Raw genomic sequence first — 13,252 nt, 5'->3', positions numbered from 1 at the left:
GACACAGGCATGACCACGCCTGGTTGCTGAAGGATAGACGCCCGACCGGGCCGGTCTGGGACTGTAGCGTAAAGATTCTTTCGTCAGTGCGAGCCTGATCGTGAAGCCGACGGCTTTTATCCGGATGTTTCGATATTGACCGTTTTCACCAGTTCCCTGATGCTTGTGATGTCACCCTTGATGACAAAGTCTGTGAGTTCGCTGAGGCGGGCCTGTTTTGGAACTCGGGAAAGATCCGCGATCATTTTGTCAATGCCGCCTTCTTGAAGAAGATGCGCAACATCGGCCTCCTCCGCAGCCTTGTCGTACAAGACCAATACGGTTCTTGTCACAGCTTTCGAATCGCTCGTATCGCAGAGAAACGGGATGACAGATTCATGATGATACATCGGCAGGGCCAAGATATGCGCACCCACCAGGCGTTTCGCCTCTACACAGTCGCAGTGATTTTCAGCGCCGACAATACAGAAAACCGTTAGATTGTCAGGCGGATCTGCAGTGGTCACTTTCGTTGATCTGCGGAGGTTTTCCGCTAGTTTTTGTGAATTCCGTGCTCGTTCCATAAGCTGGCGATAGGAGATATAGGGCACCTCATTGGCGTTTTCCGAGAGCACGACTACCGGGCTGAACGCAACTACGCGGACCGGCTTTTCGATCGCGCGAGCAAGAAGTGTGCCGTAGTAAATGGCACCATGGCCTCCTTTGCTTCCGCCGATTGCGACTACCAAATCGTACGAGGCGCTGACGCTTTTTATGAAATTCATCAGCGCGTCTGGTACGGCAGTGAAATAGGTGTCGTCCTTGTCAGCGATGCTCAGGACGTCAGCCGAAAAGTCGATGGATTTGAAATGATGCTTAGACGAATGTGAGAAGAGAACTACCAGAACGCTGGCACCCCGCTTGCGCAATTCGATATCATAGCATCCAAAACACATCTCTGGCAGCTTTCATCGTGCGTAGCAGGCGCTCCAGCGTATAAAGCCGCTGAGGTTTTCGCAAGTGGAAACGTGCTGCAAGCCACACGTGCATGCGCCGGCGGGCTCGATTCATACTCGCTCGTTGATCGCATATGGAATTACGGCCAGACCGACCCGGCTGGGGCATCGAGATCGAAAAAGTGCTGTAGAAGAACTATCGCGTTCACCGAGAACGCAAGGTGACCTGCAAACCGGATGGCTCGACCGCAAATCCTTGACCTCGAGTGCCGCTTGGAGCGGTAACCGGACGTCCAGTCCTGCCTGAAGCCTGCCTATTGTGTGGCTCAGCGCGGTCGTGGACATGCCGAGATCGACAGTCGCTGCACGAAATGTCCCGCGCCGGGCAATGGCGATGACCGCCTCAAGTTCCTTCAGGTTGGCCTGTTCCACAGGGAAGCGGGCAGGAAAAGTAGTGATACCGACCGAGAGCTTACCATCCACCGTCTATGCCATTGCCGACGTCCATGGACGCGCCGATCTTCTCGAAGCCATGCTTGGATACATCGCCGCCCATGCGAATAATCATCAAACTAAGCCTGTCGTGATCTTTCTGGGCGATCTGATCGATCGCGGCCCTCACAGTCCGAAGGTACTCGATCAGGTCTGCTCGACACTCGATCTCTATCCGGGCTCCCGGCTCATTCTCGGCAATCATGATTTTTACCTGCGTGAGCTCCTTCGCGGTACTCTCACCTATGAGGACGCCGTCAACTGGATGGACTGGGGAGGCGTGGCGACAGTGAGCGCATATTCCAGTCGTCCGGTGCCTGATTTTGAGAACATCGCCGCCGATATCCGCCGCGTGCATCGTCAACTTAACGGAATGTGGAACTTGATGTGCGAGTGACGGGCCATGACAGACCGTGATCCACCCTATCGTCGACACCGCTTCCCCGCTGACGTCATTGCCCACGCCGTGTGGCTCTATTTCCGTTTCCCTCTGAGCCTGCGAATGGTCGAGGACTTGCTGGCTGCCCGCGGGATCATTGTCTCGCACCAAACCGTCCGGCTGTGGGCGGAGAAATTCGGCCGCACCTTTGCCAACGAGATCCGTCGTCGATCATCCGGTCGGCTCGGGGACAAGTGGCATCTCGATGAAGCCGTTGTTTCAATCCGTGGCAAGAAGCATTGGCTCTGGCGCGCAGTTGATCAGGACGGTTTCGTCTTGGAGGTTCTCGTTCAAAGCCACCGAAATGCCAAGGCCGCCAAGCGCCTGATGCGCAAGCTCTTGAAGGGCCAGGGACGTTCGCCGCGGGTGATGATCACAGACAAGCTCCGATCCTACGGCGCAGCCAAGCGAGAGATCATGCCGGGTATCGAGCATCGCTCCCATAAAGGGTTGAATAATCGGGCGGAGAATTCTCACCAGCCAGTCCGGCGACGAGAGCGGATCATGAAGCGCTTCAAGTCACAGCGACATCTACAACGATTTGTCTCTATCCATGACCCGATCGCCAACCTATTCCACATCCCGCGCCACGACATCTCCTCCGGCCACCATCGCGAATTGCGCACGGCGGCGATGACCCTTTGGGAAAAAATTGCCCGAGCATGAGAGGTATCTGGGGATGGCGTCCTTCGCCGGCCTTGCATAAGTTAAGTTTACGATGCCCGGCGCGGGCATCGTCCGCTTCGATATCGCTTATGGCAAGGCCTGGGGATCGCTGGGCATGGGGTTCGGGACCCGCGAACTGACGGAGCGTGCGGCAAAGAACCCCGCCTTCATCACGGTTCTTGCCACTGTCAGCGGCGGGCGCATGGTGCCTTCGCCAGGCGGTGTCCTCGTCGTCAATGCTGAGGGAATAGTGATCGGCGCCGTCGGGATTTCGGGCGATATTGGTGATAATGACGAGCTCTGCGCCATTGCCTGCATTGAAAAGGCGGGCTTGCGGGCTGCGCCAAAAACCGTCGAATAATTACAGAAAGACAAGGCGTCACCAGACGGTGGGATGCTCGCCACTGTGGCGAACATGGGCGCCAGTCCGTGGGGACTAGCGCCTATGTCGGCAAAGCCGCCGGAGATCGCTGAAGGCGTCCGCGCCTTCGCTGGCAGGCTCGGCCCGGACGTGGTCAAGGGTGTTGCGACAGGAACGGCCGATGAAAGTCTCGGGCCCGGCATACTGGAGTTCATGCGGCAAAATGCGGCGAAGTCATCAAACCTGTCTCAGACGGATGCTGGCTGCACGATGCCGCTTGCGTCCGTCGCTTCCAGATCCGTGCGGATGAATTCCGCTGTCTGCTCGTAATGCCGTTGCAGCAGACGAACAGCCCCTTCGGTGTCGTGATCCATCACTGCTTTCAAAATGTCTGCGTGTTCCTGGCTTACTTTGCGGACCCTAAACGCCTTGCGGCTGGAGAGCGCCCGGTAGCGGTTCAGCCTGTCAGCCAGTTGTTCGCAAAAGCCGATCAATGGCCTTGATCCGCAACCGGCGATCAGTTGCGCATGAAAGGCGCGGTGCAGCCGCTCCCATTCCGGATTGCTTTCGAAACGATCAGGATTGAGCGAACGCGGTGCACGATCCAGCCGGTGATGCGCCACCAGCAATTCCTCTTCCCAGGCCGGCGCGGCGTTTGCAATGGATTCCCGCAACGCCAGGCCTTCGACCCAGCAGCGCGTTTTCGTCAGTTCGCCCAATTCCTCAAGGCTGATGGGTTTGACGAAAAAGCCGCGCTGTTCCTTGCCGATCACAAGGTCTTCTGTGGTCAGCCGGTTCAGCGCTTCACGCAGGGGTGTCTGCCCCGCATCATAATGCTCCATCAGGAAGCGCAGTTGCAGCTTGCGGCCGGGTTCGAGCGATGCTGAGAGAATGTCGGCCTTCAGGCGCTCATAGATGCTTGTCGCGCGCGTTGCCGGGCTTTCCGCCCCTTTAATCGACATTTCGATGTTCATGTGGCTCCACCGCAGTTCATAGTTTCATATACACTACCTCACTCGTCAGAAAAATATATAAATTATTCCTTTACGTAGAAAAGTTTGTATATTATCAAGTGCCATCGGAGGAGTTCAGCATGAGCAAAAGCGGGGGGAAAGTGGGGCGCTTCAGGAGCGGTTGTGGCTGCGCAGGTATCGATGTGCACTGCCATGTCGTGCCGTCCAGCTTTCCTCCCGCACCTGGCAGAATGCCGATGGCCGGCTGGCCGTCGATGACTGCCGTCAAGGACTGCCACGCGACCGTTGTGATCGATGATAAGCCTTACCGTACGGTCAGTGATGCCTGCTGGGTGGCCGAACGTCGGATTGAAGAGATGGATCGCGCCGGCATTGCCGTTCAAGCACTGTCTCCCATGCCGGAGCTTTTCGGCTACTGGCTTGTTTCCGGTCCGGCATTCGATCTTGTTCGCCACGTCAACGATGTGATCGCCGCACTGGTGCAGGAAGGGCAGGGGCGCTTCGTCGGCCTCGGCGGCCTGCCCATGCAGGACCTCGATCTTGCCATTGCCGAATTGCAGCGAACAATGCAGATTCCCGGCTTTTGCGGTGTCGAGATCGGCAGCAACATCAATGGCGTGCCCATCGGCGATCCGCGCTTTCATCCCCTCTTCGCGGAGGCCGAACGGCTGGGCGCTGCAGTGTTCGTTCATGCCGTGCGCCCGGCGGGCATGGATCGCCTGGTCGGCCCCGCGCCCCTGCAGCAGGTGTTGGCCTATCCGACCGACATCGGGCTTGCCGCCGCCTCCGTCATCACCGGCGGGCTGTTACAAAAGTTTCCGAAACTGCGCATCGCCTTCAGCCACGGCGGCGGAACATTCGCAGCGCTTCTGCCGCGCCTGGAGCAGGGCTACCACACTTTTCCGGTAGTGCGTGACAGCCTGCCGGAGACGCCTCTTGCTCAGGCGCGCAAGCTTTATGTCGATGCCCTGGTCTTCGACACGGAGATGCTGAAGCGCATCGTTTCCGTCTTCGGCGAGGACCGGGTGATGCTCGGCACGGACTATCCCTTCAACTTCCGGGAAAAGGAACCGGTTTCCCGGATCGAACAGACTTTCGCAGATGCCGGCCTTCGCGAACGGCTGACATTCCGCAACGCGCTGGCCTTCCTCGCACTGGAAGAGGAGACTTGATGGACATGACGGACTTTCCCGTGATCGCACTACGCAGCGTGGAACTGGGCACGCCCGATCTTGCCGCATCGGTGGATTTCTACACCCGGGTCTGGGCGCTGGAAAAGGTTGCCGAGGTCGGTGACAAAGTGTTCCTGGCCGCGACCGGTGACGATTGCCATGTGCTTGAACTGAAGCAGGCCGACCGCTCGGAACTGCGCAAGATCACCTTCCGCACCCGTTCGGCGGACGATCTTGCCGCCCTCTATGAAAAGACGGTGGCATTCGGCTGCGCGGTGCTGCGCGAGCCGGGCGCTGCCGATCCGCTGACCGGTGGACGCAGGTTTGTCATCCGCGAGCCGCAGGGTTCGGTTCTGGAATTCGTGCATGGCGACCGCCGCAGGCAAGCGACTGTCGTGCCGAACCGGGTGCTGCGGCTGGCGCATGTCAACATCAACAGCGCCGACATCGAGGCGCTGTCCAACTTCTACCGCACGGTGCTCGGCTTCCGCTTGACGGACCGGTCGAAGATGATGGCCTTCCTTGGCTGCAACAGCGATCACCATGCCGTCGTGCTGGCCGATGCCGCCGCACACGGCCTGAACCACATCGCCTTCCTGATGCCGGACCTGGAATCGGTGATGCGCGGCTCCGGCCTCGTCGTCGATCATGGTTATCCGATCGGTTGGGGTGTCGGTCGTCACGGTCCGGGCGATAATGTGTTTGCCTATTTCGTCGACCCGATGGGTGTCGTCATCGAATACACCGCGGAAGTCCTTCAGGTGGACGAGAGCTACCGCGTGAAGGGACCGGACGAGTGGGTCTGGCCTGCCGGCCGGACCGATCATTGGGGCATTGCGCCGCCCAAAAGCGATGCCTGCAAAAAAGCGCAGATTTCCATCGGGTTTTCTGGCGCCTGACGCCGGAATTATCAGTGCAGAGGCTTATCCGTGACGAACGAAACTTCAATCACAGACCGTTATGATGTGCTGGTGGTCGGCTTTGGCCCCGCTGGCGCCGTTGCCGTCGGCATGCTTGGCGCGCGCGGCCACTCCACCCTGGTCGTCGACCGGCTAACGGACATTTACGACAAGCCGCGCGCCATCGCGATCGACCATGAAATCCTGCGCCATTTCGACAACATGGGCATCGTCGATCAGGTGATGCCCCATGTCGCGCCCTTCACCGCTTCGCAGCACTTTGGCGCCAAGGGCCAGCTCATCCGCCGCATCGACATGGTGCCGGAGCCCTATCCGCTTGGCTACACGCCGAGCATGGTCTTTACCCAGCCTCCGATCGAGGCTGCGCTGCGCGACCATGCCGAGGGGTTCGACTGCGTCACGATCTCGCTTGGCGTCGAAATGATGGATCTCGATATCTGCAAGGACGAAGTCATCGCGACGCTGAAGGATGCCTCGGGCGAGACACGAAAGGTCGCCGCCCGCTATCTGATCGGCTGCGACGGGGCATCGAGCCGTGTGCGCGAGCTGTCGGGCATCAGCCTTGAAGATCTGGTTTTCGATGAACCCTGGCTCGTGATCGATGTGTTGGTCAACGACGAGGGACTTGCCAAGCTTCCTCAGACGTCTGCCCAGTTCTGCGATCCTGCCCGTCCGGCAAGCTTCATCATGGGGCCGAAGAACCACCGCCGCTGGGAAATCATGCTTCTGCCGGGCGAAGATCCGCGCCAGATGGAAAAACCGGAAAACGTCTGGCAGCTTCTCTCGCCTTGGCTGACGCCGGAGGACGGAGAACTGTGGCGAGCCGCCGCCTACCGCTTCCATGCGCTGGTGGCCGACGATTGGCAACGTGGCCGGGTGCTGATTGCCGGCGACGCGGCGCACCAGCAGCCGCCGTTCATTGGCCAGGGTATGTGCCAGGGCCTGCGCGATGTCTCCAACCTCATCTGGCGGCTGGATCGCATCCTCAAGGGCCAGTCCGGCGAACCTCTGCTTTCGACCTACACGCAGGAGCGCAAGCGCCATGTCGAGACACTGACCGGCAAAATCAAGGCGATCGGGCAGGCGATCTGCGAACGCGACCCTCACGCTGCGGACGCCCGCGATGCCCGCATTCTCGCCGATGGCGGCGGACAGCCGCTGGTGATCACCCGCCAGGACATCGTGCCCCCAATCGAAGAGGGGCTGATTGCCGCCGAAGGGACGCCGGCGCGCGGCCTGCTCTTCCCACAGCCGGCAATCGTCGAGAACGGCGCGATCCGGCTTCTCGATCGCTTCACCGGCCCCACATGGCGGCTTGTGCTGGACGGTCGCCGGCTCACGCAGGCGGAAGGTGACGCGTTGGCCGTCGCGATAGAGGGGCTGACGGTTGTTGCCATCGCACCTGAGGGCGCGGATGCGGCGGATGATACGGCGCTACGCGAAAAGGATGGCGTGCTGGCCGGCTGGTTCGAGCGGCATGGCGCCATTGCTGCGCTCGTGCGCCCGGATCACTACGTCTTCGGCGCCGCTGCCAACCTCGATGCTCTTCGCCAACAGATACAGGATCTTGGCGCACGTCTCATTTGAGACGCCCGGTATCCGCTCACCCATTCGAAGGAGTAACCGCATGAGACTTTCCACCGTAAAGATCGCCGGACGCACCACCTGGGGCGTGATCGAGGGCGAGACCTTTCGCGATGCCGGTGCCGTCATGGCCGGCCAGTATGCCGACCTGAAGGCGGCGGTGACCGCAGGCTTCGCCGGCGTCGCTGATGCGGCGGCTAAGGCTGAGGCATGGCCCTTGTCGGACGTCGAATGGCTACCGGTCATTCCGAACCCGGACAAGATCCTCTGCGTCGGCCTGAATTATGAGATGCATCGCAAGGAAACCGGCCGGGCGGAGGTGGAAAATCCCACCATCTTTGCACGCTATTCCAACAGCCAGACAGGGCACCTGCAGCCGATCATCCGGCCGAAAGTTTCGACCGATCTGGATTACGAAGGCGAGCTTGCCGTGATCATCGGCAAGCCCGGCCGATACATTTCGCGTGCAACTGCTCTTGACCACGTTGCGGGTTATGCCTGCTACAATGACGGAAGCATTCGTGATTTCCAGCGACATACCCACCAGTTTACACCAGGCAAGAACTTCCCCGACACCGGCGCCTTCGGCCCGTGGATGATGACGCCGGACGAACTCGGACCACTCGATGCGTTGCGCATCCAGACCCGCCTGAACGGCGAGGTGGTGCAGGATGCGACCTTTGCCCAGATGATCTTCGATATCGCGCGGCAGATCGAATACTGCTCCAGTTTCACACGCCTCGAAGCCGGTGACGTCATTGCATCCGGCACGCCGGGCGGCGTCGGCGCCAAGCGCAATCCGCCGCTCTGGATGAGGCCGGGCGATATCGTCGAGGTCGAGATCGACCGGCTCGGCACACTGCGCAATCCGATCACCGAAGAGCAGGGCTGACACATCCGGCGCGGCGAAGACACGACACTTGATTTCAACGGGAGGAAGACATGCTGAAATTATCGAGACGAGTTACCCTGGCTGGCCTCGGCGCCTTGCTTGCATTCGGGCCGGTTGCAGCCGCCGACTGGCCGCAGAAGCCGGTGACAGTTATTGTCCCACAGGCCGCCGGCAACAGCCCGGACGTTCTGTGCCGCATCATCGCCGACAAGCTGTCGCGGGCGCTTGGCCAGCAGTTCGTCGTGGAAAACCGCCCCGGCGCGGCCAATGTCGTCGGTATGCAGTCGGCGGCCCGTGCGGCCAATGACGGTTATACCTTCGTGTTCGCCACCTCGGCAGCCCTTGTAACCAATCCCTACACGATCAAGAACCTGTCCTACGATCCGATCAAGGATTTCGTGCCGGTCGCCATGGTCGCCAAGAGCCACCATCTTCTGCTCGTCAATCCGGACGTCAAGGCCAACAACCTCGCTGAACTGATCGCGCTGGAGAAGGCGGAGCCCGGGTCGCTCAGCATCGCCGTCGACGGGCCGCGCAACATTTCCGGCCTGATCGCACAGGCGATCAACAAGGACGCCGGCACGAAGTTGGTGCTGGTGCCCTACAACACCATCTCGAACGCCGTACAGGACAGCATCAGCGGCCGCACGCCGGTCACGATCCAGTCGGCCTCCGTCGTCGAACCTTTCATTAAGGATGGGTCGCTGCGCGCCATCGCCGTTGCCGGGAGCGAGCGCATCAGCACGCTTCCCGATGTACCTGCCATCGCCGAGACGCTGAAGAGCGTCGGACTGCAGGGCTGGTTCATGGTGATGGCGCCGGCCGGCACGCCGTCCGACATCCTGGAGACCATGAGCAAGACGATTGCCACGGCGCTCGCCGAGCCTGATGTCAAGGAGCGTGCGCCGACGCTTGGTTTCGAACTTGCCAAGGGTGAACCGGTCAGCCCGTCGGGCGCCAAGGCCTTCCTCGAGTCACAGCTTGCCTACACGGGGACGGTAATCAAGTCGCTCGGCATCGAGCCGAACTGATCCGCATTCCCTGGAAAAAGGAGGAGGCTCGATGAGCGAGCGCGACGACAAGCCCGGCACAGCAGCACCGGTTTCGACGGTGCAGGTGCCGCAGAATCTTGCGGGAGGATTGATCCTTGTGGCGATCGCAGCGCTGGCGCTGTGGCTGCTGAGGGATCTGGATGCCGGATCGCTGAGCGCCATGGGCTCCGCCCTGATGCCGCGGGTTCTCGCCGTTGGGCTCGGAATCCTCGGCGCTGCCGTGGCGGCCTCCTCCTTTTTCCATCGTGGACTGGTGCTGGAACGCCTGCCGTTGCGCGGGCCTGCCCTCATCATACTGGCGATTGCTACTTTTGCCGCAACCATCCGGCCGCTTTCGATCGGACCGATTATGCTCCCCGGCTTCGGTCTGATCGTCGCTGCGCCGCTTTCGATCGTCATCTCAGGTTTTGCCACCCGCGAGGCACGCCTGCGCGAACTTTTGGTTCTGGCTCTGGCGCTTACGCCGGCCTGCATGCTGCTGTTCGGCGACCTGCTCAACCTGACGATCCCCATGTTGCCCACGGCTATGATGGATGCTTTCCCGGACGGCTGGTCGCAGAAGGCCATGCTGCGGACCGCCGCCGCCGCCATGCTGGCCGTGGCGGCACTGCTTTACCTGACGGGTGCTGCAAGCTCCAAGTCAAACGACGCGAAGGCGAAGAACTGATGGATGCCCTGATTGCCAATCTCTCGCTCGGCTTTTCGGTCGCGCTCGGCCTGCAGAATCTCGGACTTGCCTTTGTCGGATGCCTGGTGGGAACGCTGATCGGCGTGCTGCCCGGCGTCGGCCCGGTGGCGACGATCGCCATGCTGCTTCCCGTCACGTTCAGCCTCGATCCCACCGGAGCGCTCATCATGTTGGCGGGCATCTATTACGGTGCGCAATATGGCGGCTCGACCACGGCGATCCTAGTCAACATCCCTGGTGAGGCAACCTCCGTCGTCACGGCGCTCGATGGTCATGCCATGGCGCGCCGCGGCCGCGCCGGGGCAGCGCTCGGGATCGCTGCCATCGGTTCGTTCTTTGCTGGTACGGTGGCGACGATGCTGATCGCGGCGCTTGGCGCGCCACTCACGAAGGCTGCACTGCTGTTCGGGCCGACAGAATATTTCGCGCTAATGGTGATGGGCCTGATTTTCGCCGTTGTGCTTGCCGGCGGCTCGATCCTGAAGGCGATGGCCATGATCATGCTCGGCCTGCTTCTTTCCACTGTCGGAACCGACCTCGAGACCGGCGATCAGCGCATGACGTTCGACCAGCCCTTCCTCTGGGACGGCATCGACTTCGCCGTTCTTGCAATGGGCGTGTTCGGCGTCGCCGAAATCCTGCGCAATCTCGGCCAACCGGAAGACCGCGACCTAGTACGTGGCACGATCGGCCGCCTGCTTCCGAGCCGTGCGGAAATGCGCCAGTCGATCGCGCCCATCCTGCGCGGCACGCTTCTCGGCTCCGCCTTCGGCATCCTGCCGGGCAACGGCGCGGTGCTCGCCCCATTTGCCTCCTATGCGATGGAGAAGAAGCTCGCAGATGATCCGAGCCGCTTCGGCAAGGGTGCCATCGAAGCGGTGGCCGGGCCGGAATCGGCCAACAATGCCGGCGCACAGACCTCGTTCATCCCGCTCCTGACGCTCGGTATCCCCGCCAATGCCGTCATGGCGCTGATGGTCGGTGCGATGACCATCCAGGGCATTATTCCGGGGCCGCAGGTGATGACCAGCAACCCGTCGCTGTTCTGGGGCATGATCGCATCAATGTGGATCGGCAATCTGATGCTTCTGGTCATCAACCTGCCGCTGGTGGGTGTCTGGGTGAAGCTGCTGCAGGTTCCCTATCGCCTGCTGTTTCCAGCCATCCTGGTGTTCTGTTGCATCGGCATCTATTCGATCAATGCGCAGGTCACCGACGTCCTCTTCATCGGCCTGTTCGGGCTTGCCGGCTTTGTTCTCATCCGCTGTGGTTTCGAGCCCGCGCCGATGCTGCTCGGCTTCGTGCTGGGCAAACTGATGGAGGAGAACTTGCGCCGGGCTCTGATCCTGTCGCGCGGTTCGCTGACGACCTTCGTGACCGAACCCATCAGCGCCGGCCTGCTTGGCGTCTCCCTCATCTTGCTCCTCGTCGCCATTGTCCCGAACATTCGCAGGGGACGTGACGAGGTGTTCGCGGAATAGGCCGGGGCCGGTTCGCGCGTTTGAAAGACGTCTGCCCCTTGCTGCCGTGCCGTTAACGGCCGCAGGGGGCTTCCTTTGCGTCCGACCCTTGCAGATCAGGGGCAGGTCGCGGGCAAAGGCCGGCTTTCGATGCCATCCGGGGCGCTGATCGCGTCATTGTCGCCGACGCCGACAGAGATGCCGATCGTGCCGAGCGCGCGCCTGTTGGCATCGTGTGAGCTATGCGGCAGGACCGCGCGGTCGGCCCGCACGGCGCCAAAGAAATTGACCGCAAAGAGCCGCTCGATGTCCGCGACCGTGTATCTTGTCAGAGAGGATCTGTTGCGGCCTGGAACGCGTCAGAGTTTCCGACTTGCGGGGAACGGCTTTCTTCGATTTCGCACGTGGTTTTGCCGACAGGATGAACTCGCAGCCTGCATGCGGGATAAAACGCGAGGTCGAAAAGAATGGCGTCTCCATGGAAGCTTCTCGCTCGGTTGATGTCACCGCGAGGGCAGCAGAGACCAGGACACGGTGCGACCGACGAGGTGAAGCCCGACGTGTCGACCACTGCCGATACGACTGAGACCATCGTCGGCCGCACGTTGAACTCGACGGATCGGCCGACAGGCGAAGAGCCGCACTCTCATGATCAATCCGATGCGGTGCCAACGGATCCCGAGCATTCTGGGATGGGAAGCCGGGCTCAGGCCGCCGTTGACATCGAAAGTGTCAAGGTCGCGGGGGCAGTTGATCCGGCAATATCCGACGCCGCGGATTCTCCAGTTGCATATGACGCTCCGAATCCCTCGCGGACTGTCGAAGTCGCGACACGCGAGCGGAACAGACGTAGCAAGAAAGCTGAACCGGTTGAACTCGCTCCGCCGTCCTCTCCAGTCGTGTCCTCGCGTTCCGACGATGCGAAAAGCCTCGATGAAGAGATCAGATTGCTCCGGGACCAACTGACTAGCAAGCTTCGACTGCAAAATGCGCAACTGAAGAGGATGCTGGAGCGGTTCGAGCGCTGAACCTTTCGTGTTTGCTGGCGTGTCGATTCTCACGCGGAAGTAAGCTTGAACCGACTGCGCTTCCCTTCATGGACGACATCGGAGATCGGCGAAGCCGTCTCAGATATCCGCGTCGATCTGTCCGGAATAGGGCACGGCGGCCATAGCTCATTTTTGTTATCGCTCATCCCAAGGCTGATCGATGCTGCGGCAAAAAAGTTTAGGCCGACAGTGGAGGCGCTGCACAAGAAGATCGAGAATCCCGCCATTGCGTAGATCCTGAGTCAATGGATCTTGTCCCGATGAAAACAACCGCTCTTCTACTGCCAATAGTTCGTTAAGAATGCTTCGAAACGGAAATGGTGCGTCAATATTTGTCATGTAGACTTATTGAATGGCGAGAACTGGGGGAATCAGTGCGAGAGTTTTTCGAGCGTGCCGAGAAGGACCACAACGTATCTTATCGTGATCTGCGCATCATGCTTGACGCTCTGCCAACCCCCGCTATCTTGGGCTACGCTAAAGGATGGTGAGATCAGGTTCACCAATCGGGCGTTCAGGAGTTTGTTCGGTTATCCGGATGGGACGTTTCCAACGGTGGACGACTGGA

The 13,252-nt window shown here is 60.5% G+C and carries 14 protein-coding genes and 2 pseudogenes; 12 read left to right on the top strand and 4 right to left on the bottom strand.

Going from position 1 to position 13,252, the window contains the following annotated elements:
- Positions 1-116: 116 nt before the first annotated feature.
- Both HFC70_RS13375 and HFC70_RS13365 read right to left on the bottom strand, forming a co-directional pair.
- Positions 117-908 (bottom strand): alpha/beta hydrolase-fold protein, encoded by a 792-nt coding sequence (locus tag HFC70_RS13375; RefSeq protein WP_246735762.1) that lies wholly within the window; start codon positions 906-908, stop codon positions 117-119.
- A 309-nt stretch (positions 909-1,217) separates the two neighbouring features.
- Positions 1,218-1,367, bottom strand: a pseudogene (locus HFC70_RS13365) (LysR family transcriptional regulator); the annotation flags it as partial.
- Between the two features lie 22 nt (positions 1,368-1,389).
- On the opposite strand from HFC70_RS13365, the gene HFC70_RS13360 reads away from it, so the two are divergent.
- The 3 genes from HFC70_RS13360 to HFC70_RS13350 are packed head-to-tail and all read left to right on the top strand — an operon-like array spanning position 1,390 to position 2,893.
- Complete coding sequence (locus HFC70_RS13360; RefSeq protein ID WP_368669641.1) at positions 1,390-1,824, top strand: metallophosphoesterase; 435 nt, start codon at positions 1,390-1,392, stop codon at positions 1,822-1,824.
- Between the two features lie 6 nt (positions 1,825-1,830).
- Entirely contained in the window at positions 1,831-2,532 is a 702-nt protein-coding gene (locus HFC70_RS13355; RefSeq protein WP_168473743.1) for an IS6 family transposase, read from the top strand.
- A gap of 52 nt (positions 2,533-2,584) precedes the next feature.
- Positions 2,585-2,893 carry a heme-binding protein gene (locus HFC70_RS13350; protein WP_168473742.1) on the top strand — a complete coding sequence of 103 codons (309 nt, stop codon included), beginning with the start codon at positions 2,585-2,587 and terminating at the stop codon, positions 2,891-2,893.
- Between the two features lie 248 nt (positions 2,894-3,141).
- Here HFC70_RS13350 and HFC70_RS13345 read toward each other — a convergent pair whose 3' ends face one another.
- Positions 3,142-3,867, bottom strand: a complete 726-nt coding sequence (locus tag HFC70_RS13345) for a GntR family transcriptional regulator (protein WP_168473741.1) — start codon at positions 3,865-3,867, stop codon at positions 3,142-3,144.
- Between the two features lie 119 nt (positions 3,868-3,986).
- Here HFC70_RS13345 and HFC70_RS13340 point away from each other — a divergent pair, with 119 nt between their 5' ends.
- From HFC70_RS13340 to HFC70_RS13310, 7 genes are read left to right on the top strand one after another with little or no spacing between them, the layout of a single operon-like run.
- Positions 3,987-5,039, top strand: coding sequence for an amidohydrolase family protein (locus HFC70_RS13340; protein WP_168473740.1), 1,053 nt, complete (start codon positions 3,987-3,989; stop codon positions 5,037-5,039).
- A 5-nt stretch (positions 5,040-5,044) separates the two neighbouring features.
- On the top strand, positions 5,045-5,938 hold the full coding sequence (locus tag HFC70_RS13335; RefSeq protein WP_168473739.1) for a VOC family protein: 894 nt from the start codon (positions 5,045-5,047) through the stop codon (positions 5,936-5,938).
- 30 nt (positions 5,939-5,968) lie between these two features.
- On the top strand, positions 5,969-7,546 hold the full coding sequence (locus HFC70_RS13330; RefSeq protein WP_168473738.1) for a bifunctional 3-(3-hydroxy-phenyl)propionate/3-hydroxycinnamic acid hydroxylase: 1,578 nt from the start codon (positions 5,969-5,971) through the stop codon (positions 7,544-7,546).
- Between the two features lie 40 nt (positions 7,547-7,586).
- Complete coding sequence (locus tag HFC70_RS13325) at positions 7,587-8,435, top strand: fumarylacetoacetate hydrolase family protein (RefSeq protein ID WP_168473737.1); 849 nt, start codon at positions 7,587-7,589, stop codon at positions 8,433-8,435.
- Positions 8,436-8,485: 50 nt separating this feature from the next.
- On the top strand, positions 8,486-9,466 hold the full coding sequence (locus HFC70_RS13320; RefSeq protein WP_168473736.1) for a tripartite tricarboxylate transporter substrate binding protein: 981 nt from the start codon (positions 8,486-8,488) through the stop codon (positions 9,464-9,466).
- A 31-nt stretch (positions 9,467-9,497) separates the two neighbouring features.
- A complete protein-coding gene (locus HFC70_RS13315; RefSeq protein WP_168473735.1) occupies positions 9,498-10,154 on the top strand; it encodes a tripartite tricarboxylate transporter TctB family protein in 657 nt (218 codons plus the stop codon).
- Positions 10,154-11,656: a tripartite tricarboxylate transporter permease gene (locus tag HFC70_RS13310; RefSeq protein ID WP_168473734.1), complete on the top strand. Its 1,503-nt coding sequence runs from the start codon at positions 10,154-10,156 to the stop codon at positions 11,654-11,656. Before HFC70_RS13315 ends, HFC70_RS13310 begins: the two co-directional genes overlap by 1 nt.
- Positions 11,657-11,877: 221 nt before the next feature.
- On the opposite strand, the pseudogene HFC70_RS26965 reads toward HFC70_RS13310, so the two are convergent.
- Positions 11,878-11,958, bottom strand: a pseudogene (locus tag HFC70_RS26965) (short-chain dehydrogenase/reductase); the annotation flags it as partial.
- 237 nt (positions 11,959-12,195) lie between these two features.
- Here HFC70_RS26965 and HFC70_RS13305 point away from each other — a divergent pair.
- Entirely contained in the window at positions 12,196-12,663 is a 468-nt protein-coding gene (locus HFC70_RS13305; protein WP_368669640.1) for a hypothetical protein, read from the top strand.
- Between the two features lie 45 nt (positions 12,664-12,708).
- The gene (locus HFC70_RS13300; protein ID WP_168473732.1) at positions 12,709-12,918 is read left to right on the top strand and encodes a hypothetical protein; all 210 of its coding nucleotides are present in this window, start codon (positions 12,709-12,711) and stop codon (positions 12,916-12,918) included.
- The last annotated feature ends 334 nt before the right edge of the window (positions 12,919-13,252 follow it).

It is taken from the genome of Agrobacterium sp. a22-2 (assembly GCF_012276985.1).
Taxonomy (GTDB): domain Bacteria; phylum Pseudomonadota; class Alphaproteobacteria; order Rhizobiales; family Rhizobiaceae; genus Allorhizobium.
Note: the sequence above shows the minus strand (reverse complement) of the source record. Positions and strands in the feature narration are given on the sequence as shown.

Excerpts from the sequence above, each read along its gene's own strand:
- HFC70_RS13325 (WP_168473737.1), top strand. The coding sequence starts at position 7,587 with ATGAGACTTTCCACCGTAAAGATCGCCGGACGCACCACCTGGGGCGTG.
- HFC70_RS13345 (WP_168473741.1), bottom strand. The coding sequence starts at position 3,867 with ATGAACATCGAAATGTCGATTAAAGGGGCGGAAAGCCCGGCAACGCGC.
- HFC70_RS13310 (WP_168473734.1), top strand. The coding sequence starts at position 10,154 with ATGGATGCCCTGATTGCCAATCTCTCGCTCGGCTTTTCGGTCGCGCTC.
- HFC70_RS13335 (WP_168473739.1), top strand. The coding sequence starts at position 5,045 with ATGACGGACTTTCCCGTGATCGCACTACGCAGCGTGGAACTGGGCACG.
- HFC70_RS13320 (WP_168473736.1), top strand. The coding sequence starts at position 8,486 with ATGCTGAAATTATCGAGACGAGTTACCCTGGCTGGCCTCGGCGCCTTG.
- HFC70_RS13350 (WP_168473742.1), top strand. The coding sequence starts at position 2,585 with ATGCCCGGCGCGGGCATCGTCCGCTTCGATATCGCTTATGGCAAGGCC.
- HFC70_RS13355 (WP_168473743.1), top strand. The coding sequence starts at position 1,831 with ATGACAGACCGTGATCCACCCTATCGTCGACACCGCTTCCCCGCTGAC.
- HFC70_RS13340 (WP_168473740.1), top strand. The coding sequence starts at position 3,987 with ATGAGCAAAAGCGGGGGGAAAGTGGGGCGCTTCAGGAGCGGTTGTGGC.
- HFC70_RS13315 (WP_168473735.1), top strand. The coding sequence starts at position 9,498 with ATGAGCGAGCGCGACGACAAGCCCGGCACAGCAGCACCGGTTTCGACG.